22 protein-coding genes are annotated in these 22,036 nt (G+C 68.9%); 11 read left to right on the plus strand and 11 right to left on the minus strand.

Features of this window, described 5'->3' with window-relative positions; genetic code table 11:
• Positions 1-983 (minus strand): MFS transporter (locus V6M46_RS00435; RefSeq protein ID WP_332661707.1); only part of this gene is annotated, 983 nt, incomplete at its 3' end.
• Between the two features lie 144 nt (positions 984-1,127).
• Between V6M46_RS00435 and V6M46_RS00440 the strand changes: the two genes are divergently transcribed.
• Complete coding sequence (locus V6M46_RS00440; RefSeq protein ID WP_332661708.1) at positions 1,128-1,946, plus strand: hydrolase; 819 nt, start codon at positions 1,128-1,130, stop codon at positions 1,944-1,946.
• A gap of 1 nt (position 1,947) precedes the next feature.
• Here the strand turns inward: V6M46_RS00440 and V6M46_RS00445 are convergent, their stop codons facing one another.
• The 6 genes from V6M46_RS00445 to V6M46_RS00470 all read right to left on the minus strand — a co-directional run bounded on the left by V6M46_RS00445 (position 1,948) and on the right by V6M46_RS00470 (position 6,469).
• On the minus strand, positions 1,948-2,817 hold the full coding sequence (locus V6M46_RS00445; RefSeq protein WP_332661709.1) for an NAD(P)H-hydrate dehydratase: 870 nt from the start codon (positions 2,815-2,817) through the stop codon (positions 1,948-1,950).
• Positions 2,801-3,532, minus strand: coding sequence for a histidine phosphatase family protein (locus V6M46_RS00450; protein WP_332661710.1), 732 nt, complete (start codon positions 3,530-3,532; stop codon positions 2,801-2,803). The genes V6M46_RS00445 and V6M46_RS00450 overlap by 17 nt, the downstream gene beginning before the upstream one ends.
• Before the next feature lie 41 nt (positions 3,533-3,573).
• Positions 3,574-4,029, minus strand: coding sequence for a hypothetical protein (locus V6M46_RS00455; RefSeq protein ID WP_332661711.1), 456 nt, complete (start codon positions 4,027-4,029; stop codon positions 3,574-3,576).
• A 75-nt stretch (positions 4,030-4,104) separates the two neighbouring features.
• The gene (locus V6M46_RS00460) at positions 4,105-4,830 is read right to left on the minus strand and encodes an ABC transporter permease subunit (protein WP_332661712.1); all 726 of its coding nucleotides are present in this window, start codon (positions 4,828-4,830) and stop codon (positions 4,105-4,107) included.
• The gene (locus tag V6M46_RS00465) at positions 4,827-5,762 is read right to left on the minus strand and encodes an ABC transporter ATP-binding protein (RefSeq protein WP_332661713.1); all 936 of its coding nucleotides are present in this window, start codon (positions 5,760-5,762) and stop codon (positions 4,827-4,829) included. Before V6M46_RS00465 ends, V6M46_RS00460 begins: the two co-directional genes overlap by 4 nt.
• The gene (locus V6M46_RS00470; RefSeq protein ID WP_332661714.1) at positions 5,759-6,469 is read right to left on the minus strand and encodes a hypothetical protein; all 711 of its coding nucleotides are present in this window, start codon (positions 6,467-6,469) and stop codon (positions 5,759-5,761) included. Before V6M46_RS00470 ends, V6M46_RS00465 begins: the two co-directional genes overlap by 4 nt.
• Positions 6,470-6,681: 212 nt before the next feature.
• Between V6M46_RS00470 and V6M46_RS00475 the strand changes: the two genes are divergently transcribed.
• Positions 6,682-7,260, plus strand: coding sequence for a 1-acyl-sn-glycerol-3-phosphate acyltransferase (locus V6M46_RS00475; protein ID WP_332661747.1), 579 nt, complete (start codon positions 6,682-6,684; stop codon positions 7,258-7,260).
• Here the strand turns inward: V6M46_RS00475 and V6M46_RS00480 are convergent.
• Both V6M46_RS00480 and V6M46_RS00485 read right to left on the minus strand, forming a co-directional pair.
• A complete protein-coding gene (locus V6M46_RS00480; RefSeq protein ID WP_332661715.1) occupies positions 7,257-8,663 on the minus strand; it encodes a serine/threonine protein kinase in 1,407 nt (468 codons plus the stop codon). The two genes, V6M46_RS00475 and V6M46_RS00480, sit on opposite strands and share 4 nt — an antisense overlap.
• A gap of 104 nt (positions 8,664-8,767) precedes the next feature.
• The gene (locus V6M46_RS00485) at positions 8,768-10,816 is read right to left on the minus strand and encodes a DEAD/DEAH box helicase (RefSeq protein ID WP_332661716.1); all 2,049 of its coding nucleotides are present in this window, start codon (positions 10,814-10,816) and stop codon (positions 8,768-8,770) included.
• 474 nt (positions 10,817-11,290) lie between these two features.
• Between V6M46_RS00485 and V6M46_RS00490 the strand changes: the two genes are divergently transcribed.
• The 3 genes from V6M46_RS00490 (at position 11,291) to V6M46_RS00500 (ending at position 13,704) form a co-directional block, all read left to right on the plus strand.
• On the plus strand, positions 11,291-12,157 hold the full coding sequence (locus V6M46_RS00490) for a lysylphosphatidylglycerol synthase domain-containing protein (RefSeq protein WP_332661717.1): 867 nt from the start codon (positions 11,291-11,293) through the stop codon (positions 12,155-12,157).
• 128 nt (positions 12,158-12,285) lie between these two features.
• Entirely contained in the window at positions 12,286-13,053 is a 768-nt protein-coding gene (locus tag V6M46_RS00495) for a phosphatase PAP2 family protein (protein WP_332661718.1), read from the plus strand.
• Positions 13,054-13,704, plus strand: a complete 651-nt coding sequence (locus tag V6M46_RS00500) for a glycerophosphodiester phosphodiesterase (RefSeq protein WP_332661719.1) — start codon at positions 13,054-13,056, stop codon at positions 13,702-13,704. It abuts the gene before it with no gap.
• Between the two features lie 8 nt (positions 13,705-13,712).
• On the opposite strand, the gene V6M46_RS00505 is transcribed toward V6M46_RS00500, so the two are convergent.
• Positions 13,713-14,276, minus strand: a complete 564-nt coding sequence (locus V6M46_RS00505) for a dihydrofolate reductase family protein (RefSeq protein WP_332661720.1) — start codon at positions 14,274-14,276, stop codon at positions 13,713-13,715.
• A 187-nt stretch (positions 14,277-14,463) separates the two neighbouring features.
• Here V6M46_RS00505 and V6M46_RS00510 point away from each other — a divergent pair, with 187 nt between their 5' ends.
• From V6M46_RS00510 to V6M46_RS00525, 4 genes are all read left to right on the plus strand, one after another.
• Positions 14,464-15,477: a zinc-dependent alcohol dehydrogenase family protein gene (locus V6M46_RS00510; protein WP_332661721.1), complete on the plus strand. Its 1,014-nt coding sequence runs from the start codon at positions 14,464-14,466 to the stop codon at positions 15,475-15,477.
• Between the two features lie 119 nt (positions 15,478-15,596).
• Entirely contained in the window at positions 15,597-16,439 is an 843-nt protein-coding gene (locus V6M46_RS00515) for a universal stress protein (RefSeq protein ID WP_332661722.1), read from the plus strand.
• Positions 16,440-16,458: 19 nt separating this feature from the next.
• The gene (locus V6M46_RS00520) at positions 16,459-17,964 is read left to right on the plus strand and encodes an acetyl-CoA hydrolase/transferase family protein (RefSeq protein ID WP_332661723.1); all 1,506 of its coding nucleotides are present in this window, start codon (positions 16,459-16,461) and stop codon (positions 17,962-17,964) included.
• A complete protein-coding gene (locus tag V6M46_RS00525) occupies positions 17,964-18,824 on the plus strand; it encodes a potassium channel family protein (protein ID WP_332661724.1) in 861 nt (286 codons plus the stop codon). The genes V6M46_RS00520 and V6M46_RS00525 overlap by 1 nt, the downstream gene beginning before the upstream one ends.
• On the opposite strand, the gene V6M46_RS00530 is transcribed toward V6M46_RS00525, so the two are convergent.
• Positions 18,796-19,419, minus strand: a complete 624-nt coding sequence (locus tag V6M46_RS00530; protein ID WP_332661725.1) for a hypothetical protein — start codon at positions 19,417-19,419, stop codon at positions 18,796-18,798. The two genes, V6M46_RS00525 and V6M46_RS00530, sit on opposite strands and share 29 nt — an antisense overlap.
• A gap of 183 nt (positions 19,420-19,602) precedes the next feature.
• Here V6M46_RS00530 and V6M46_RS00535 point away from each other — a divergent pair, with 183 nt between their 5' ends.
• Both V6M46_RS00535 and cydB read left to right on the plus strand, forming a co-directional pair.
• Positions 19,603-21,006 (plus strand): cytochrome ubiquinol oxidase subunit I, encoded by a 1,404-nt coding sequence (locus V6M46_RS00535; RefSeq protein WP_332661726.1) that lies wholly within the window; start codon positions 19,603-19,605, stop codon positions 21,004-21,006.
• Positions 21,007-21,020: 14 nt separating this feature from the next.
• Entirely contained in the window at positions 21,021-22,031 is a 1,011-nt protein-coding gene (cydB, locus tag V6M46_RS00540) for a cytochrome d ubiquinol oxidase subunit II (protein WP_332661727.1), read from the plus strand.
• Positions 22,032-22,036 lie beyond the last annotated feature (5 nt).

A 22,036-nucleotide genomic window follows, 5' to 3' on the forward strand; every position in this document is an offset into this window, starting at 1 on the left:
GCGAACCCGGCCTTCAGCGCGCTGTATTCCATCGTGATCTGGAAGTAGAACGTCAGGAACAGGAACATCGCGAACAGGCCCGCGCCGGCGAACAGGAACACCAGGTAGGAGCCGCCGCGGTTGCGGTCGAGCGCGACCCACAACGGCAGCAGCGGCGTGCTGGTCCGTTTCTCCCACACGACGAACGCGACCAACAGGACGACCGCGATGGCGAGGAAAGTGATCGTCGAGGCGTCGGTCCAGCCCTGCACCTCTGTGCTCCCGCTGCCGGGATCCTTGAGCTTGGCGGCCTCGGTGAACCCATAGACCAGCGACACAAGGCCCAGCGACGCCATGACGGCGCCCGGAACGTCGTACTTGGTGTTGCCGTGCGCCTTGCTCTCATGCACGACACGCAGCGCCGCCGCCGCCGTCGCCAGGGCGATCGGGACGTTGACGCCGAGGCACCAGCGCCACGAGGCGTATTCGGTCAGCGTGCCACCGAGGATCAGGCCGATCGCTGCGCCGCCACCAGAGACGGCACCGAACACGCTGAACGCGGCCGCCCGCTCCTTGGGCACCGTGAACGTCACCGAGATCAGCGAGAGGGCGGCTGGCGCCATGAGCGCGGCGAACGCACCCTGAAGGCCCCTGGCCGCGTAGAGCAGCCCGGCCGTCGAAGCGACCCCGCCCAGGGCCGAGGCACCCGCGAATCCGATCAGGCCGATGATGAACGTCCGTTTGCGGCCGGTGTAGTCGGCGATGCGGCCGCCGAGCAGCAGGAGGCCGCCGAACGCCAGGGTGTAGGCCGTCACGACCCATTGCCGGTCGGCGTCGCTGATGTTGAGATCGGCCTGAGCGGATGGCAGCGCGATGTTGACGATCGAGGCATCGAGCACGATCATCAGCTGCGCGATGCCGATCACGCCGAGGGCGAGCCAGCGCCGGGGATCAGGAGCCTCGGACGGTGTGTCCGGTCCAGTCGTGGAACTGCTGTCAGTCATGGGAATCTCCCTGCGGTCCGGGCAGAATTCGGAACACGAACGACACTAATCCGACGCACGGACAGAATTCGATGGTTCGATCGGGTCAATTCGCCCCCACGAATCCTGGGCATGCGCACGCCGCGGTGTCCTACCGTGGTGGCCATGAGTGACTTCTGGATCTGCCAGACCTGCGCGGTCGAGCACGCCGACAAGGTCGACGTGTGTGCGATCTGTGCCGACGAGCGCCAGTGGGTGCCGGCCGAGGGGCAGCTGTGGACCACGCTCGACGAGCTCTCCGCCGACGGCCACCATGCCGAGATCGCCGACCTCGAGCCCGACCTCTACGCGATCACGACGACGCCGTCCACCGGCATCGGCCAGCAGTCGAAGCTCCTGCGCACGCCTGCGGGCAACCTGCTGTGGGATCCCGTCGGCTTCGTGGATGCCGCCATCGCGGCGCGCGTCCTCGAGCTCGGCGACGTGCGCGCGATCGTGGCGAGTCACCCGCACATGTACGGCGTGCAGGTCGAGTGGAGCCGCCTGCTCGGCGATGCACCGGTCCTGGTCGCCGAGGCCGATCTCGAGTGGGTGGCCCGGCCGGATCCGGTCATCGCGACGTGGTCCGGCGACCTCGAGGTCCTGCCGGGGGTGACCCTGAGTCAGCCGGGCGGCCACTTCCCCGGGAGCGCCGTCGCACACTGGCAGGCCGGCGCGGAGGGACGAGGAGTCCTGCTCAGCGGCGACACGATCTTCGCCAACCCCGACCGTACGTCGGTCAGCTTCATGCGGAGCTACCCCAACCGGCTCCCGCTCTCCGGCGCCGTCGTGAAGCGGGTCGCCGATCACGTCGACCGATTCGCGTACGACCGGCTCTACGGCAACTTCGACAACGCGATCGACGCGGATGCGAAGGCGATCGTCCAGCGCTCGGCCGCGCGGCACGCCGCCTGGGTCAACGGGGATTTCGACCACTTGACGTGAGTCAGACCATCGCGATCGTTGCGGCGACCTCGTCGGCGATCTCGCGTGCGAGGTAGCCCGTACGCCCCATGCGGGTGACGAGGCGCTGGCCCGCCATCGCGTGGACGTACGTGCCCCAGCACGCGGCCTGGGCCGGGTCGGCCCCGCACGAGAGCAGGCCGGCCATGATGCCGGCGAGGACGTCGCCGCTGCCGGACGTACCCAGTCCCACGTCGGCGTTCTCATCGCGCCACGCTCCCCCGCCGGGCTCGGCCACGTGGCCGTAGAGGGAGACGACCGCGCCGAACCGCTCGGCCACGGCGTACGCCTCGACGTCGAGGTCGTCGCCGGGCTCCCGGCCGAGCAACCACCCCGCCTCGCTCAGGTTGGGGGTCAGCACGGTGCGGCCGGCGTGCCCGCCGAGCAGGTCCGGATGCTTCCCGAGGGCGCCGAGGGCGTAGGCGTCGACCACGAGCGAGGCGTCTCCCGCGACGGCGCCGACGACCTGCCGCATCAGGACCGCCGTCTGGTCCTCGTCGTCCAGGCCGGGGCCGATCGCGACGACGTCTGCCCGGGCGGCCAGGTCGAGCAGGTGGTCAGGAACGTCGCCGTCGACCGAGCCCCTGTCGGTGTACGGCAGGCCGACGACCTTGGCCTCCGGCACCGCGATGCTCAGGGCCTGGGCGTTGTCGTCCGTCGTCGCGAGCTGCAGCCGTCCGGCTCCAGCACGGAGCGCCGCCGTGCCGGCCAGCAGGACCGCACCCGGCGTGAATCGCGATCCGCCGACGACCAGCACGGTTCCGCGGTCGTCCTTGTCGCCCTCCGGCTCCGGCAGCGGCCAGTCGCGCAGCAGCCGCGGTGTGATGACCCGCGCGTCAGACGGCCGGGGCATCGACGCCCTCCTCGGCCGTCGGGTGCGCCGAGGCGTCCTGCTCGAGGTGCTTCACATCGTTGAACAGCTCGGACGCCCAGCCTTCGTCACTCCACCGCCAGCTGCTGATCGAGCAGTTGGCGATCGGCGACTTCTTGGCGCTGGTCATGAGCTCCTCCTCGTCGAGGTCCTCCAGGATGTAGCGGAACAGCGAGACGACGGCGTCATGGGCGAAGAACAGCACGCGTTGCTCGGCGTGGTCCTCGGCGACGTCCCGCAGGAGGCTTCGTATGCGCAGGAGCACGTCGGCCCACGACTCGCCGCCGGGTGGGCGGTAGTAGAACTTGCCGACTCGTTGCCGTCGCTCGGACTCCTCCGGGAACTTCGAGCGGATGCCGTGCCCGGTGTGCAGGTCGAGCACGCCGAGCTCGCGATCACGCAGGCGCTCGTCACGCAGGACGGGGATGTCGAGGCTCTTGAGGGCGATCTCCGCGGTCTGCCACGCGCGAACGTACGGCGACACGATGACGACGTGGGGCCGCTCGTCCTCGGGCAACGCGGCGAGCCAGTCCCCGACGGCCTCTGCCTGCTTCTCACCGGCGTCCGACAGCGCTACGTCGGCGTCCCGCTCGGCGATGTCGATCAGGTCCGAGCCCTTCTCCTCGGCTGTCGCCGCCGCGACGTTGCCGACGCTCTCGCCGTGCCTGATGATGCCGATCCACTCCAGCTGGTGCATGGACCGGCTCTACCCGCTGCCTAGCCGGGCAATCGGAGGCGTCATGGGCGCAGGTCGTCCAGGTCGTCCTTGGCCACGTGCGTCGTCACGTCGGGGCCGCTGCTGTAGACCACCGGGTCTGCCTCGACGGGCGCCGGACCCTCGTCGAGGGTCGAGGCGGGCTTCTTGGGAGCGGCCTTCTTGCTCGCCGCCTTCTTGGCTGCCGCCTTCCTGGGAGCGGTCTGCTTGCTCGCCGCCTTCTTGGTTGCGGCCCGCTTGGCCCGCGCCTTCTTGGCCGGCATCGTGTTGGTCGTGGCCTGCTTGGTCGTCGTGGTCGGCGAGGGCGGCTGATGGACCGGCTCGGTGCTGACCTTGGGCGATGTGTCATGCGTAGGGGTCTCGTCGTCCGGCAGGAACCTCCTCACCACGGCGGCGGCCCCGTGCAGTCCGGTCCGCGCGACACCACCGACGACCTGGTGCGCGATGGACACGGGTTTGTGCAGGATCTTCGTGAACACGGGTGATGCTCCGTTCGATTGGTGGGAGTGACACCTCGTTCGTACCCTCCCGTCGGCTCGTCACACGTACTGCACTCACGGCGTGACGTCGCGGCGGTTGAACAGGACGAGGGCAAGGCCCGTGAGGGCGGCCGTGATCGTCACGAGGGAGATCGCCGCGGCTCCGGCGCCGATCGTGGCGCCTTCCATCCGCAGGAGCGGCGTCAGCAGCCCGTACGGCAGGTAGGCCGCAGCGCCACCGATGAACATCCCGAGGATCTTCTCGGCGACGAACATGCCGACGATGACCATGACCGCCGCGGGCTGGCTGCGGAAGATGACACCGCAGGCCACCCCGATGAGGCTGAACGCGACCGTCGCCAGCAGGACGGAGGCCGCGATCGACGCCGAGAGCTCGATGCTCAGGTCCTTGTCGGCCAGCATCGGCGCTGCGATTCCCGCACCGAGTCCGAGCGCGCCCGCGCCGAGGACCAGTCCCAGCACGCCGTGGGTCGTCAGGGTGACCAACAGGAGCTGGGTGCGCCGGGGTGCCGCGAGGAGCCGCTGGCTCAAGGTGCCGAACCGGTACTCCCCTGCGACCCGGGTGGCGGCGAACAGGGCCAGCGCGACGGCCACCATGATGCCGACCGAGGCCGTGATCGGCTCACGGAGCTCTGCCGGGCTGTTGAACCCGGCCGATCCCGCGTCCGACATCGAGCCGGCGGTTATGAGCGCAACGAGGCCGAGGAGCACGGCGACCACGACGTGGTGCGAGCGGAGCGTACGAAGGCGGACGAGGTCCGCGCGGAGCAGGGTGATCATGAGGTTGCCTCCTGGGGGTCGGTGTCATGGCGGGTGGCCTGGCCGGCCGCGTCGGCGGTCAGGTCGAGGAAGGTGTCCTCGAGACTGGCGCGCACGGCGCCGATCTCGTAGATGACGATGTGGCGGTCGAACGCGAGCCGGCCGATGGTGTCGGTGCCGACACCGGTCACGACGAGCGCGCCGGCTTCGTCGGTCACGTGCGCACCCTCGGCGACCAGGTACGACCTCAACGCCTCCTGGTCCGAGGACCTCACGTGGACCCGCTCTCCTGCGCCGCGTGCCATCAGGACATCGAGCGGCTCGTCGGCGACGATCCGGCCGTGGTCGATGACGACGACGTGGTCGACGGTCTGCGCGACCTCGGCCAGGACGTGGCTGGACAGCAGGATCGTGTGGCCGTCGTCGGACAGTCCGCGCAGGAAGTCACGCAGCCAGCGGATGCCTTGGGGATCCAGGCCGTTGGCCGGTTCGTCGAGCACGAGGATCTCGGGCTCGCTGATGAGGGCCGTGGCCAGTCCGAGCCGCTGGTGCATACCCAGCGAGAACGTGCCCACTCGCCGGTTGGCGGCGCTCGTGAGCTCGACCAGCTCCAGGACCTCGTCGACCCGTGAGCGGGGCACCCGGGCCTCCGTCGCGACGACCCGCAGGTGGTTGCGTGCGGTCCGCGACGGATGGGTCGACGACTCGAGCATGGCGCCGACGTGGCGCAGCGGGTCCTCGAGGTCGCGGTAGCGACTCCCGGCGATCCGTGCCGTGCCGGAGCTTGGCTCGACGAGCCCGAGCAGCGCCCGGAGCGTCGTGGTCTTGCCCGACCCGTTCGGTCCGAGGAAGCCCGTGATGGAGCCGGAAGCGACGGAGAAGCTCAGGCGGTCCACCGCGCGAAGGTCCCCGTAGTCCTTGCTGAGGTCGGAGACCTCGATGACGGCGCTCATCGACCGGCTCCCTCGGCGTGGCGACGGCCGACGACCCGGAGGCCGACGAGGATGCCTGAGCCGACCAGGACGAACAGGGCGCCGACGACGATGAGGCCGCTGGTGACCTCGCCGAGCAAGGGCACGGTTGCGCCCACATCTGTGTCGACGTCGACACCGGCCGTGCCGTCGGCGTTCATGACGACGACCGTCCAGCGGCCCGGGCGTTCGTCGAGCGACCATTCGATGCTCTGGGTCCCGGCGCCGCTGGCCTGATCGACCCAGATGTCGCTGTCGGCAGGACTGACGGTGGGGGCGCCGCCTGCGTGATGCTCGTACGTCGTGGCGGGGTCGTCGATCTCGGTGACTGTCGAGTGCTCGACATCGGCGAGGTACGCCGCAGCGTCGGTCGTACGGGCGAGACCGACGAACACGGGAGTCGATCCTGCGCCGGTGACGCGGATGCGTGCGCGGCCGAGAACCCAGTCCTCGTCGAGGCGACCGAGCTCGACGCCTTCGGTCGCCAGGGCATGGCCGCCGGCCTTGAGGGGCACCGTGTCGCTGGTGAGGTAGCCGTCGTCGCGCCACGAGTTGTCCACGGCGATCAGCGCCCCGCCGCCGGCGATCGCGGTGGCGCCGCCCAACAGCGAAGCGACAGCCAGGACGAGAAGGGTGATCCGTCCGGCGGATCTCGCGCGGGGCGGGGCGGGCGGGGTGAGGGTCGACATCGAGTTCTCCTGGTGTTGGTTCCCGGTCGGTGGACCGGCGTACCTCCAGCACACCCGATCCGCCTCCCCGGCCCCATGGGGCTGGGCGCAGACCTGGGAGGCGCTGGCCGCTGGGTTGATGCGGCCGGTGCGGGTGCCAGCACACGCCGCGAGGGCGGTCACCCCGCCCGTCGCGGACCGGCGCGCAGGTCGCACCTAGGATCGATCGCGTGATGATCCGCCAGCGACTCGCCCGATTCATCGTTCGCCGTGCCGGCTACCGGATGGTCGGCGAGGTGCCCGACACCGGAATCCTCGTGGGCGCACCGCACACGTCCAACTGGGACTTCGTGACGATGCTGCTGGTCATGTGGCACGACGGCGCGCACCCGCGCGTCCTGGTCAAGAAGCAGCTGTTCCGCGGCCCGCTCGGCTGGTTGCTGCGTCGGTTCGGCGGCGTCCCGCTCGACCGCGACAACGCCGCGGGTGTCGTGAACGCCCTCGTGGAGGAGGCGCGCAACGGCGAGCCGTTCCGCCTGATCATCGCGGCGGAGGGCACGCGTACGAAGGGCGACTACTGGAAGTCAGGCTTCCTGCGGATCTCCCGCGAAACGGGACTGCCGATCACCCTCGCGTTCTTCGACCCGCCGACCAAGACCATGGGGTTCGGGCCGACGTTCCACCCGTCCGACGACGTCAGAGCCGACATGGACATGATCCGCGCGTTCTTCGCCGACAAGCACGGGATCAAGCCCGAGAACGCGACCGAGCCGAGACTCCGGGAAGAGCCCGGCCCGACGTCTGACTCCTAGGAACCCAGACCTGCGGCCAGTGCCTCCGGGACGAACCCGTGGCGTACGCGCTGCGGGTGGTCGCCGACCGGGAGGTAGGCGATCTCCTTCTTGGTGTTGGTGTCGATCACGGCAACCGAGTCGGCCTCGCTCAGGGAGATCCAGCACGTGTCGTTCAGACCCTCGGTCGTCCAGTAGGGCTTGCCGTACGAGTGGCCGGTCGTCGCGGTGTCGAAGATGACGTGGTTGCCGGTCTTGCGGTCCACGAGCGCCGCGTAGTCGTCCATCGTGCCCGCGGCGCACAACGTGGTGCCGGCCGCGTTGATCGAGAGCCCGTGGTGGGCCGAGTCGTTGACGTACTGCTCCCTGGGCATCGTCGGGACGCGGTTGGGCAGCGGGATGACCCGCTTGACCGCGCCGACCCGCGGCTCGGCGATGCCGCCAGCGGTGTAGCCGACCTTGCCGTCGAGATCGGCTGCCTTGGTGTCGAACTCCACCAGGCCGTGGAAGTAGGACACCTGGAAGTAGATGAACCGCTCACCGGGCGCGACCGCCATGGGCCTGACCGCGGAGCTCATGCCGGGATGACCCGCCTCGGCGAGCTCCTTGCCGATGTCCCAGCGCTGCGTGACCGCGAAGCTGGCGTTGTCGACGACCTGGAACCACCGATCGCTCTTGACGGTGTCGTGCACCAGGCTCAGGTCGAGCGGCCCGAGGCTCGGGTAGTCGACCGGGAGATAGACCCGGCCGATCGACGCGTGGAAGATCCGCGAGCCGTCCTTGCTGTACGTGTTCTCGTGCGGAGTCTCCCCCGACACGAAGGTCCGCATCCGCTGTCCCATCGTGACGGCCTTGCCGCCCACGACCTCGTCGACCATCGAGTACTCGATGACCTGGCGGCTCGTGGAGTCCGACACGACCAGGCGGCGGCCATCGGGCGACAGCCCCATGTGGTCGGTGCGGTAGCCGTCCATCTGCTCCTCGTGGACGATGCTGTCGGGATCGCCCGCGATCGCCTTGGCGATGTCGATCCACACGACGTCGGCGAAGCTGGGCCGCGAGACCGCGAGGTACTTGCCGTCGTTGGTCGTGAACATGTCGTCGACGTACTGGTCATGTCCTTCGCCGGGTCCGGCCTGCACGACGAGGTAGAACGCGAGCTTGACCGGGTTGAGGTGAATGTCCTGGAGCTCCTGTGCCTTGTCGGGGATCAGGTTGATGCCCGACTTGAGCATCTCGCGGGTGTCGGCGTCGATGATCGACGCGGTGCCCTGCCAGTTGTTGCCGACGAACATCACGTCGCGCAGGCCCTCCGGCGCCGCCGTGGCGACAGCGCGCTGTGTGGCTGCCGCCGCCGGCTGCACGGCCAGCAGCGTTGCGGTGACCGCGAGGGCGGCTGCGCCGACCGACATGACTCGTTTCATGGATGCTCCTTGCACGTGGGGCCCCGCGTACGTGCGAGGGTCGCGTCGGCACCCGAGGTCCGACATGGGGATGCAGGAGGTTCAACGACGCCGAGTGACAAGCGTCACGAGCTCTGCTGCTGCTCCAGGGCATCGGTGAGCAGGCCGACCAGGGCCTCGAGCTGCATGTCTGCCGAGGCCGAGACCTCTTCGTCCGAGCCGTCGAGCGCCCTCGCGGCGAGTCCTGCCTTGCTGTCGAGGAGCTCCACGATCCGGGTGTCGATCGTCTGCGAGGCGATGATGCGCCACGCCGTGACGGGCTCGTCCTGGCCGATGCGGTGGACCCGGTCGATCGCCTGGGTCTGCTCGGCGTCCGTCCAGGACAGCTCGGCCAGCACCATGTTGGAGGCGACCTGGAGGTTGATGCCGACCCCGGCGGCGGAGAGCGAGCAGACCACGACGGCGACGTCGGGGTCGTCGACGAATGCGTCGATGTTGCGCTGCCGCACCTTGGGTGTCTGGTTGCCGCGGATCGACGAGTAGCGGATGCCGCGCCGCTCGAACGTCTCCTCGGCGAGGTCCATGACATCGACGTGCTTGGCGAAGAAGACCACCTTGCCGACGTTGCGCGCCAGCTGCGCGGTGTAGTCCGCGGCCAGCCCGGCCTTCGCCTGGCCGATCCGGCGCATCATCGTGAACACGTTCTCATCGGTCTTGGACGAGCTCTCGTCGCGTTCCCAGCCGGCGACCCGGCGTACGAGCTCGTGGTCGATGCCCTCCACCGTGATGCCGGACGTGCGGTTGGCGAGCGCGCTCTCGTAGCGGGCGACCAGCCTGCGGGCGAGCCCGCGCTCGGCCTCACGGATGGACCGGCCGGCTTCGTCGTCGAGCTCGACCGGCAGGTCGGCGATGCGGCGTGCCGGGATGTCGGAGGCGACGTCGACCTTGCGGCGGCGCACGATGCCCATGTCGATGACCCGCGAGCGGGCTGCTGCGTAGAACCCCGGGTCGATCGGCGTCAGCCCGGTCTCCTCGAGCGCCCGCATGAGCTCGGCGCGCGGCTTCTTGTCGTCGATCCAGCCGAGGAACTGCCAGATCGCGCGGAAGTCATCGATGTCGTTGATCAGCGGCGTGCCGGTGAGCGCCATCATCAGCGGGCGCACGGTGCGGGCGCGGATCCGCTCCGACAGCTGGAGGACGTGCTGGGACCGCTGGGAGGACTTGTTCTTGATGAAGTGCGCCTCGTCGAGCACCATGCCGCGGAAGCCGAGGTCGCCGAGCCAGCCGACGTGCCGGTCGAGCACCTCGTAGTTGACGATCACGATGTCGGCGAAGCCGTCGATCGTGTGACCGTCGCCGTGGATCACGGTGGCCGGGCGGTTGGGGGTCCAGAGATTGGCCTCGCGGGCCCAGTTGGTCTTGACGACGTTGGGGACCACCACGAGCAACGGGTAGGCGTTGGCGGCCTGCGCGGCGAGCAGTGCCTGAGCCGTCTTGCCGAGGCCGGGCTCGTCCGCGAGCAGGAACGTCCGGTGCCCCTCCTCGGCCGCGGCGATGACCTCGGCCTGGTGACGCATCAGCTCGAGGCCGATCGGGACCTTGGTGTTCGTGGGCTCGGGCAGGTCCATGCACGCCTTGGAGCCGCCGGCGGCCCGTTCGAACGACGAGAACAGCGGTCCGAGGAGCTCCCAGGTCGCGAGTCGCTGCGTCTGGGGCTTCGCCGCCTGGGCCGACTCGAAGTCCGGCGGCAGGAAGGGGTTGGCCAGCTGGCGTGCGACAACCGACTGGGGCACGACTCGACGCTCGACCGGTGCGTCGACAGGTGCCTCCTCGGACTCGTCGGCGGGCGCGACGGTCTCCTCGACGCCCGCTGCCCGGAGCATGTCGTGCTTGAGCACGATCGCGGCGTCCGAGACCTCGGCATCCTCCGCGAGGAGCGAGAGGAGTGAGGTGTCACGGGCCGCGGTCTGGGCGAGGATCGTGCCGATCCCGTCGAGCCGCTTGAGCTTCTCGGCGCGTTGGGCGTCGGTCAGCGTGACGTCCGCCCTGGCGCGCGTACGTTCCTCGCGGGCCAGAAGAGCCACGACCTGGAACTTCGTGCGAGTCGAGGGTGACACCCGGCCGCGCTGGGCACCGGCCTCGACCTCACGCACGGCGCGGGCGAGCACCGACATGATGCCGTCGTTGCCGCCGCGGGATCGCCGCTGTGGTGCAGAGCGGGTCGTCCCCGACTGCCGCTGGCCTCTTCTGGCCAAGGTTCCTCCTCCGAAGGCCCGGCACGCTGGCCGTGGCGATGCTGCAAACGCCGGATCCGGCATGACCGGAACAGCGCCGAGGAGCCCTGCCGGGTCTCCGACGTGGCTCGCTACAACCGATCGACAGGAGCGATCGGGATGGTGCAACGCCCGCCTCGTGGAGTGATCCGGCCTTGAGCCGGTGCCACGGACCGATCGTCGAGCGACGTACTCGTTCGACGAGCAGCGGTGCGGGGTTTGTTACGTGTCCCACTTTACCCGTATCGCCCTTCGGTGTGCAGGCGACGCACCGCGTACCGCATGCTGGACGTTTTCGCCATAGCGATTTTTACGCCGTATCATGGGAAATGGAGGGATTGGGTGACATCGGCGCCGGTCCGTCAGAAAGGATCCATGCGCCTGAAGCAGATCATGCACTCTCGTCTTGTCACTGTCCTCGGGGTCGCGGTCGCTGTGGCCGTCCCTGCCGTGACGCTGCCACGCATGCCCCACGTGACCTTGTGGCCCGTCGTGCTCGGCCTGCTCCCGTGGATCGTCGGCAAGTACGTGCTGTGCCCGCTGCGCTGGCATGCGCTCACGGCATCGGACCTGACCCGGTGGTGGCACATCCGTGCGTACGCCGAGGCGGAGCTGCTCGGACTGTTTACACCCGGTCACGTCGGCGCCGACCTGTGGCGACTGCGCCGGCTGAACCGCGCCGGACTCAACGGCGCCGATGCCCTGACCAGCGTCGGCCTCGACCGCCTGGTGGGTGCGATCGGACTCGCTGCGTTCGTGGGATTTGCCGGGACGACCCTGCCGCTCCGCATGTTGCTCGTGGCCTTCGGCGTCGCGCTGTTGGCGGTCGTCGCTGCCCTCGTCCTTCGCCGGGTGCGGCCTGACCTCATGCCGCGTCAGCCGCTGCCGCGCCCACGGGTGCTGGCCCATGCCCTGCTCCTGTCTGCGGGCTATCAGATGTCGATTGCCGCGCTCCTGCTGGGCAGTGTGGCCGCCACGGGCCACGAGGTGTCTCCGCTCGCGCTGCTCGGTGCGTTCGGCGCCAGCCAGCTCGCCGGTGCCGTGCCGGGCCCGAATGGGGCCAGCCCGCGGGATGCCGCCCTCGTCGTTGCGCTCGCCGCGCTCGGGGTTCCCTGGGCGGCTGCTGCGGCTGCCGTCACGCTCAAGGCAGTCGTGGCGTGGCTTCCTGCCCTGCTTCTGGGCGGGGTCAGCCTGATCGTGACTCGGTGGGCTGTTCGACGCTCGGTTCTGGTGCCTGCCTGAGCGCGGATCTGGGCTTCAGCAGAATTGTCGGCAATTCCTTGCGACACTGGTGAATGGTGAAGACGAGGTGACGGGCGCGTCGTCAAGCGTCTGAGCAATCGGGGCCTGCTTTCAGGAGGTGCACGATCATGCTCAAGCCGCGTGACCTGGCATGGCCCCGGGCGAGCAGGCTCTGGGTCCTGGGTCAGGCCGGACTGGTGCTGCTGCTGATCTGCTTCTACTTCGGCATCCGCGGACTGACGGTCGGCTCGACCGAGGATGCCGTGGACCACGCTCACGACATCGTGGCGCTGGAGGAGCGACTCCACCTCGACATCGAGGACGCGCTGCAGACACCGGCAAGTGACTCCGAGACTGTCGTGACGATCGCCAACTGGGTCTACATCTGGGGTCACTGGCCGATCATCATCGTCACGATGATCTGGCTGCTGAGGTGGCACAGCGATGTCTTCCGTCGCCTCCGCGACGCGATGATGCTGTCCGGAGGCGTCGGCATGGTCATCTACGCGACATATCCGGTGGCCCCGCCCCGGCTGGCCGGCCTCGGCCTGATCGACACCGTGAGCGAGCAATCCCAGTCGTACCGGGTGCTCCAGCCGCCCGCGTTCGTCAATCAGTACGCCGCGATGCCGAGTCTCCATGCCGGCTGGGACCTGCTCGTCGGCATCTCGATCGTGACGGCCTCCTCGACGTTCGCGCTACGGGTCATCGGCTACGCCATGCCGACCTTGATGGCTGTGGCCGTCGTGCTGACCGCCAATCACTATGTTCTCGACGTCGTCGCGGGAGTCGCGCTCGTGCTGCTCGCGCACGCCGGCGCCCTCGGGCTGGAGCGGAGGCGTCACCGGCTGCAATCGCGGCAGCCCGAGGTCGCGGTGTCGCCGGGCGGTGGTTGAGTGCCCGTCCTCGCGATCGCCCACCGGGCCGGCAATTCACTCGCCGGCCTGCGCACGGCCAACAAGCTGGGCGTGGACGTCATCGAGTGCGATGTGCACCAGTTCCGCGGCCGGCTCGAGGTCCGGCACCTGAAGTCGGCCGGTCCCCTGCCCTTCCTGTGGGACAGGTGGGAGCTGGCCTCGGCGTCGGCACCGCGCCTGGGGCTTGCCGAGCTCCTGGCCGCCGACGAGCACGGGACCACGTTCATGCTGGATCTCAAGGGCGGCCGCGGCACCTCCGTGGGACGCTCCGTGGCGAGCCTCCTGCACGAGGTGGGCCATCACCGAGACGTGCTGGTCTGCGGCCGCCGGTGGAGCTCCGTCGACGCCCTCGCCCACCTGCCGTACGTACGCCGGGTGCTGTCCGCGCGCAACCGGGTCGAGCTCTCGCGGCTCGTGCAGCGACTGCCGACGCAGCCGACATACGGCGTCTCGGTCCACCGGTCCCTCCTGGACCCGGCGACCGTCGAGGCGCTGCACCGCCACGTCGAGGTGGTCATGACCTGGCCGGTGAACGACGTAGCCACGCTGGACCGCCTGCTCGACATCGGCGTCACCGGCATCATCAGCGACGAGGACGAGATCCTCGCCGAGCTCATCGGGCGTCGCTGACTCCGGACTCAGCGGACGACGTCGAAGACCTGCTTCTGGATTCCGTTGGAGTACGCCTCGTACTCGACCAGGTTGAGCCGGGTCTTGTCCTTGTCGGCCTCGCTGAACAGCCGCTTGCCGGCGCCGAGGAGCACCGGGAAGACCAGGAGGTGGTAGCGGTCGACCAGGCCCGCATCGGCGAGGCTCTTGCCGAGTGTCGCGCTGCCATGGACCGCGATCGGTCCGCCGTCGGTCTCCTTGAGCGCGGCCACGTCGTCGGTCGAGCGGAGCACCGTCGCGGGCCAGCGGGGATCGTCCTGTGCGAGCGTCGTGGACACGACGTAGCGCGGCATCGCGTTGTACCCCGCGAACTCGTCCATCGTGGGCCAGACCGGAGCGAACGCCTCGTACGACGTGCGACCCAGCAGCAGCGCCGAGGTCTCCTCCTGTTCGCGGCCCTTGATCTCGTACGCGGCGGGGTCGAACTCGATGTCCTGGAAGGTCCAGCCGGAGTTGCGGTAGCCCGGTTCTCCCCCGGGCGCTTCCATGACGCCGTCGACGGACGTGAACGCGGTGACGATGAGGGTACGCATGATTCAGACTCCTTGACGTGTGTGTGAGGAACACTTTCACCATGACCACGAACGGGGTCGAGCCGATACGACACGTGTCGAGAACTTTCTCGCCGGCCCACGCCGGTCTGCGCCGCCTCCGTCCGCCGTATGCTCGAATCGGAGGCAGGCGCATGTCAACGACTCCCAGCACGACCGCGGTGCGGCTGTGACCGACCGCATGCGCGCATGGTCCGTGATGTCACCCGGACCGATGGCGCGCCATCCGCTGGTGCTCGAGGACCGCCCCGTGCCCATGCCCGGACCGGACGAGGTGCTCGTGCGCGTGCGGACGTGCGGCGTCTGCAGGACCGACCTGCACCTGTGCGAGGGCGACCTGCGACCCAAGCGGAGGGGTGTCGTTCCCGGTCACCAGGTCGTGGGCGTCGTGACCGCTGCCGGAGAGCAGGCCGGCCGCTTCCGGCTCGGCGACCGGGTCGGCATCGCCTGGTTGCGCCACACCTGCGGGACCTGCTCGGCGTGCCGGGCAGGCAAGGAGAACCTGTGTCCCCACTCCCGCTACACCGGCTGGGACGACGACGGCGGATTCGCGGAGTACTGCGTGGTCCCCGAGGCCTTCGCGTACGAGCTTCCGCCGGGGCTGGACGACATCCAGGCGGCGCCCCTGCTCTGCGCGGGGATCATCGGCTACCGGTCGCTCAAGCGGGCGAACGTCCCTCCCGGTGGACGGCTGGGCATCTACGGCTTCGGCTCGAGCGCGCACCTGACGGCGCAGATCGCCCTGGCCCAGGGCTGCGAGCTGGCGGTCATGACGCGTGGTGAGGGCAACCGGGCCCTCGCCCGCGAGCTCGGCGCGTCGTACGTGGGTGATGCTGCCGACGCGCCGCCCGGCCGGCTCGACTCAGCGATCATCTTCGCGCCCGCGGGCGACCTCGTGCCGGTCGCCCTGCGTGCGCTGTCGCCCGGCGGGACGCTGGCCCTGGCCGGGATCCACATGAGCCAGATCCCGCCCATGGACTACACCGAGTGCCTGTTCGGTGAACGGGATCTCTGCAGTGTCACCGCGAACACCCGACAGGACGGGGAGGAGCTCCTGCGGCTCGCCGAAAGGCTGTCTCTGGTGTCGCACACGACGTCCTACGGCTTCGATGCCACGAGTCGCGCGCTCACAGACCTCGCGGACGGACACCTGGCCGGGTCCGCCGTGATCGACCTGAGGTGATCTGCCGGAGGGCGCGACACCAGGACGAATGACCCATGACCCGCTGACCAACGACCGTGCCGTCGCGCGCTCCGACGGCAGATGGTGGAGCTCGAACACCGGACACGGAGGTGCGGGCCATGAACCAGGCATTGTCTGACGGTGCGGTCGTCGTAGGCGTACGCAGCAAGCAGCCCGAGCTGTTGGCGTACGCCCGGACGTTCGCGCAGCTGCTCGGCGCTCGGCTACGAGTGGTGCACGCGTACGCCCCGCCGTACTCGCACGCGGACCTGTACGTCACCGAGGCGGAGGCCGATTCCTACATCGCCGCGGCACACGGGGTGGTGGCCGATGCGCAGTCGTACTTCGATGAGACCGGCCTCGGGTCCGACGTCGAGCTCGAGCTGGTGGACAGCTATCCGCCGGCCGCCCTGGTGGCCGAGAGTCGCCACGCGAAGGCAGTGGTGATCGGCACCGACGACGTCAGCTGGTTCGAGCGGATCACCGGGTCGGCAGTCTCCAGCCATGTCGCGCTGCATGCCGATTGCCCGGTGGTGGTCGTCCCACCGTCCGCTTCCGCGGCTGCGATGACGGAGGTCGCCGTCGCGATCGACGCCAAGACCGCGGCCCGTGGACCGCTGAAGTTCGCGTTCGAGCTCGCGGACAGGGCCCATGTCGGTCTGCGCGTGATTCACATCGGAGATCCTGCGACATCGGTCAGCGACACGGAGGCCCGTGAGCTCCTGGTCGCCGAGGTGCTCACCGGATGGCGGCAGGAGTATCCAGATGTGGCTGTGACGCCTGAGATCTGGGCGGGCGACCCCGTCGAAGAGACCGTTCGGGCCGCGGCCGACGCGGGCTTCCTTGTCGTCGGCAAGCCTCATGCCGGCCGCTGGCACCTGCCTGGCCGCGCCGTGGCCGCCTCGCTCCTCCGGGTCACGACCTTCCCCATCACGGTCGTTCCGGCCGACTATGGGACATGACGCGGTACGGTGCACGCCCATGACCCGAATCTCCTGCCCCGTGATGACCACCAGGATCACGGATGCGGACTCGGCCGCTGCCGTCGTACGTCCGGGGGATCATGTGGGCCTCAGCGGGTTCACGGGCGCCGGCTATCCGAAGGCCGTCCCGGGTGCCCTGGCGCGGCAGATGGCGGAGGCCCACGACCGTGGCGAGGAGTTCCGCATCGGGCTCTGGACCGGTGCGTCGACGGCTCCTGATGCCGACGGTGCGCTGGCGGCGGTGGACGGTGTCTCCTCACGCCTCCCCTACAACTCCGACCCGACGTTGAGAAGGCTCATCAACGCGGGAGCCGTCGACTACATCGACGAACACCTCAGCCATTCCGCGCAGCACATGTGGTTCGGCTTCTACGGCAATCTCGATGTCGCTGTGGTCGAGGTGACCGCGATCCTGCCTGGCGGGGTGCTCGTCCCCAGCACCTCGGTGGGCAACAACAAGACCTGGCTCGACCGGGCTGACCGGGTGATCCTCGAGGTCAACCACTGGCAGCCCCGCGAGCTCGAGGGCTTCCACGACATCTACTACGGCGCGACCCTGCCGCCGAACCGCAAGCCGATCCAGCTCACGGAGCCGATGCAGCGGATCGGTGAGCCGTACCTGCACGTCGACCCGCACAAGGTCGTGGCCGTCGTGGAGACCAACCACCCCGATCGCAACTCACCGTTCACGGCCCCCGACGAGACCTCGGAGGCGATCGCCGGCCACGTGCTGGACTTCCTGCGCCATGAGGTCGCGGCCGGCCGCATGCCGCCGTCGTTGCTGCCGCTGCAGTCCGGAGTCGGCAACGTCGCCAACGCGGTGCTCGCCGGCCTCGACGGCAGCGAGTTCACGGATCTCGTGGCCTTCACCGAGGTGGTCCAGGACGGCATGCTGGACCTCCTGGACAGCGGGACCCTCCGCGCCGCCTCGGCGACGTCGCTCGGCCTGTCGGAGCTCGGTGCCAAGCGGTTCATGGCGAACATCGAGGCGTACAAGGGCCGGATACTGCTGCGCAGCGAGGAGATCTCGAACCATCCCGAGCTGGTGCGCCGGCTCGGCGTCATCGCGATGAACGGGATGATCGAGGCGGACATCTACGGCAACGTGAACTCGACGCATGTCATGGGCAGCTCGATCATGAACGGCATCGGCGGCAGCGGCGACTTCGCCCGCAACGCCTTCCTCAGCTTCTTCCTCACACCGTCGACCGCCAAGGGTGGTGCCATCTCGACGATCGTCCCGATGGTGAGCCACGTCGACCACACCGAGCACGATGTGCACGTCGTCGTCACGGAGCACGGGCTCGCCGACCTGCGCGGGAAGTCGCCTCGGGCGCGGGCCAAGCAGGTCATCGCCAACTGTGCCCACCCGCTGTTCAGGGACGCCCTCGTGAGCTACACCGAGCGCGCGTGGCAGGCGCACCCTCACGGGCGCCACACCCCCCACCTGCTCGGCGAGGCACTCAGCTGGCACCAGAGGTATCTCGAGACCGGGCGCATGTGATGGTCGACTGGTTCATCACGGCTGTCGGCGCGGTCGTCGTGCTGGCGATCCTGGTCGACATCTTCCACACCCTGGCCAACCCCGGCAGGCAGGGCTTCCTGAGCAAGCTGGTGCACACGGCAGCCTGGCGACTGACCCGACGCAGCGCGTGGTCGGGACCCGTCGCGATGCTGGCGGTCATCGGGATCTGGGGTCTGTTCGCCGTTCTCGGATGGGCGCTGATCTACTTGCCGCACATGCCTGAGGGCTTCTCGTTCCCGTCCGGATCGCCCGCCGCACAGGACCCCGCCTTCCTGGATGCGCTCTACGTCTCGCTGGTGACGATCTCGACGCTCGGGTTCGGCGACGTGTTCCCGGCAAAAGGCTGGCTGCGTGTCGTCAACCCGCTCGAGGCGATCTTCGGGTTCGCCCTGCTGACCGTGGCCATCTCCTGGGTCCTGCAGGTCTATCCCGCCCTGTCGCGGAGGCGGGCGCTGGCGCTCCGCCTGAGCCTGCTGGAGCGTGCCGGGACCCGCGACGCGCTGCCGGACCTCGAGCCCGCGGTCGCCTCGTCGATCCTGCACGGGCTCGCAGCGGACATCGTCGGTGCGCGCGTCGACCTCGGCGACTACGCCGAGACGTACTACTTCCGCGAGAAGCGTCGGGACTCCTCGCTGCCTGGGACCCTCGGCGTCGCCCACGAGCTCGGGACCGTGGCGACCCAGTGCCCTCACCCCGACGTGCAGCTGGCGGGCCGAGTCCTGCTCCTCGCGGTGGCCGACCTGCTGGCCGTGGTCGGAGCGAGGTTCTTGCGGGAGCCCCATGCGGGGCCCGACCCGATGGACGCCTACTTCAGGGACCACCGGCACCACGAGGACTGACCGCCGGCCTCGATCGCGAGGCAACCTCGATCCCCGCGGACCAGCCCGGAGCCCGCCCACGATCCGGCAACGAGACCCGCGAGAGGTCGTGGCCGCTCATGAGCAGCAGCCAGGAGATCAACGTGTTGGAGTTCCACATGTCGCCTGTGCGGAGCTCGTCTCGCCCCCACGTGGCCCTCGGGAACTGCGGCACCAGGTCCAGCAGCCGCTGAGCACGCTCTGCGTCGGTGTCGAGGTCGTACGGCGCCCCGACCGCCTCGGCAATGTCAGGGATGGTCCCGCCGCGCCAGCACCTGACCTCATACCGGAAGAAGCGCGACCTGCCCAGGAACTTCATGCCGACAGGTCCGGTTCCCACGACGCCCCGATCGCCGGGAGGGTTTCCCCAGGCCGGGCCCATCTCGATGGAGTGGTCCGCGTCGGCCACGCGGACCTCGAGGGCCGAGTGGTACAGATCGCGCCGCGGGCGGCGTTCGTACGCGGCCTGCAGCGCCTCGAAGGCCCGCCCGTTGACCCGCACGCAGTGCGTGTTGTCGCCTGCGCCGAGCGGCAGCCAGGACAGGCGTACGCGTGTGGCAGTCGCTTCGTTGGGCATACCGATGAGCCAAGCAGTCTCCGTTCATCGCCGACAGGACCGAACGTCCGGCGTCGTGCCGGGACCAAGGTCCCGGGACGACGTGTCTGTCGGCCGTGGGCGGGCGGATCGCCGCTGCGAAAGGCTCGGGGCACGAACCCGAAACCGCCGCGCGGTCGACACGAGATCGGATCACCACACGTCATGGAAGCCCTGGACCTCGCCCGGTGGCAGTTCGGCATCACGACCGTCTACCACTTCTTCTTCGTCCCGATCACGATCGGCCTCTCGTTCCTGGTGGCCGGACTCCAGACGGCGTGGTGGCGCACGGGCCACGAGAAGTACCTGCGCCTGACCAAGTTCTTCGGCAAGCTCTTCCTCATCAACTTCGCCCTCGGTGTTGCCACCGGAATCGTGCAGGAGTTCCAGTTCGGCATGAACTGGAGCGACTACTCCCGGTTCGTCGGTGACATCTTCGGCGCTCCTCTGGCGATCGAGGGACTGCTCGCCTTCTTCCTCGAGTCGACGTTCCTCGGGCTGTGGATCTTCGGCTGGGGCAAGCTCAAGCCCGGCGTCCACCTCGCGACGATCTGGATCGCCGCGATCGGCACGCTGCTCTCGTCGTACTTCATCCTCGCGGCCAACTCGTTCATGCAGAACCCGGTCGGGTTCTCGTTCAACGCGGAGAAGGGCCGGGCCGAGCTCGAGGACTTCGGAGCGGTGCTGACCAACAAGGTCGCCCTCATCACGGTGCCGCACACGATCTTCGCCTGCTTCATGGTCGGCGGCGCGTTCATGGCCGGGATCGCGATGTGGCACGTCATCCGCCGTCCCGAGCATGACCTCGAGGCATTCCTGACGGCGATACGCCTCGGCGCCGTGACGCTGTTCGTCGCCGGTCTCGGCGTCGTCGTCACCGGAGACATCCAGGGCAAGATCATGACCGACGTCCAGCCCATGAAGATGGCGGCGGCCGAAGGCCTCTACGAGACCGAGAAGCCCGCCCCGTTCTCGATCCTGACGATCGGCACGCTCGACGGCTCCGAGGAGGTCTACAAGCTCGAGGTGCCGAAGCTCCTTTCGTACCTCGGGACCGGCGACATCAACGCCGAGGTCAAGGGCATCAACGACCTGCAGTCGGAGTACGAGCAGGCGTACGGTCCCGGCGACTACTCCCCCAACATCCCCATCACCTACTGGACGTTCCGCGCCATGATCACCGTCGGAGGACTGGCGATGCTCGCGGCCCTGGCCATGCTGTGGTCGATACGGCGTGGACGCGTCCCCTCGTCGCGCTGGATGTTGCGAACCGCGATCGTGCTCCCGTTCCTGCCCCTGATCGGCAACTCGTTCGGCTGGATCTTCACCGAGATGGGCCGGCAGCCGTGGGCCGTCTTCGGCGTCATGCCGACTGCCGCCGGGGTGTCACCGGGCACCACGACCGCCGAGGTTCTCACGTCGCTGATCGCGTTCACCCTGATCTACGGCGTGCTGGCGGTCATCGAGTTCAAGCTGCTCATCACGTACATCCGGGCCGGTCTGCCGGTCATCGAACCCGCCGGCGACGCCGACGACGACCGGGACGCGCCGCTCGCGTTCGCCTACTGATCGGACCCTGACACATGGAACTCACGACCTTCTGGTTCATCCTCATCGCCGTCCTGTGGGTCGGCTACCTCGTCCTCGAAGGATTCGACTTCGGCGTCGGGATGCTCGTCGGCGCGCTCGCGCAGGACGACAAGGAACGGCGCGTCCTGATCAACACGATCGGGCCCTTGTGGGACGGCAACGAGGTGTGGCTGCTGGTGGCCGGCGGAGCCACGTTCGCCGCGTTCCCGGAGTGGTACGCGACGCTGTTCAGCGGCTTCTACCTGCCGTTGCTCCTGATCCTCGTGGCGCTGATCGTGCGCGGTGTCGCCTTCGAGTACCGCGGCAAGCGCAACGACGCGACGTGGCGCCGCAACTGGGACATCACGATCGTGACGGCATCGGCGCTCCCCGCGCTTCTGTGGGGCGTCGCGCTCGCCAACATCGTCCACGGCGTCCCCATCGACGCCGACAAGGAGTACGTCGGCTCGTTCTTCGACCTGCTCAACCCGTACGCGCTGCTGGGCGGGCTGGTGACCCTGAGCGTGTTCTTCGTCCACGGCGCGATCTTCGTCGCGCTCAAGACTGTCGGAGACATCCGTCTGCGCGCCAAGTCCCTGGCGCTGAGGTCGGGTCTGGTGGCCGCGGTCCTGGCGGTTGCCTTCATCGTCTGGACCGGGATCGACCAGGGTGAGGTCATGGTGTGGGTGCTCGGCCTGCTCGGGGCGGCGGCGTTCGTCCTCGCGTTCGTCGCCACGGTGGGTGATCGGGACGGCTGGGCGTTCGCCGCGACCTCGGTGACGATCGGCCTGGTCACGATCATGCTGTTCGTCGGGCTGTTCCCCGATGTCATGCCGTCGTCGCTCGACCCGGCATGGAACCTCACGACCACCAACGCCGCTTCGACCCACTACACCTTGGTGATCATGTCCTGGGTCGCCGTCGTCTTCACGCCGATCGTCCTGATGTACCAAGGGTGGTCGTACTGGGTGTTCCGGCAGCGGATCGGCGTCCAGCACATCCCGGTTGAGACCCACGTGCGGTGAAGCCC

Origin of the sequence: Aeromicrobium sp. (genome assembly GCF_036676885.1) — a bacterium.
Classification (GTDB): domain Bacteria; phylum Actinomycetota; class Actinomycetes; order Propionibacteriales; family Nocardioidaceae; genus Aeromicrobium.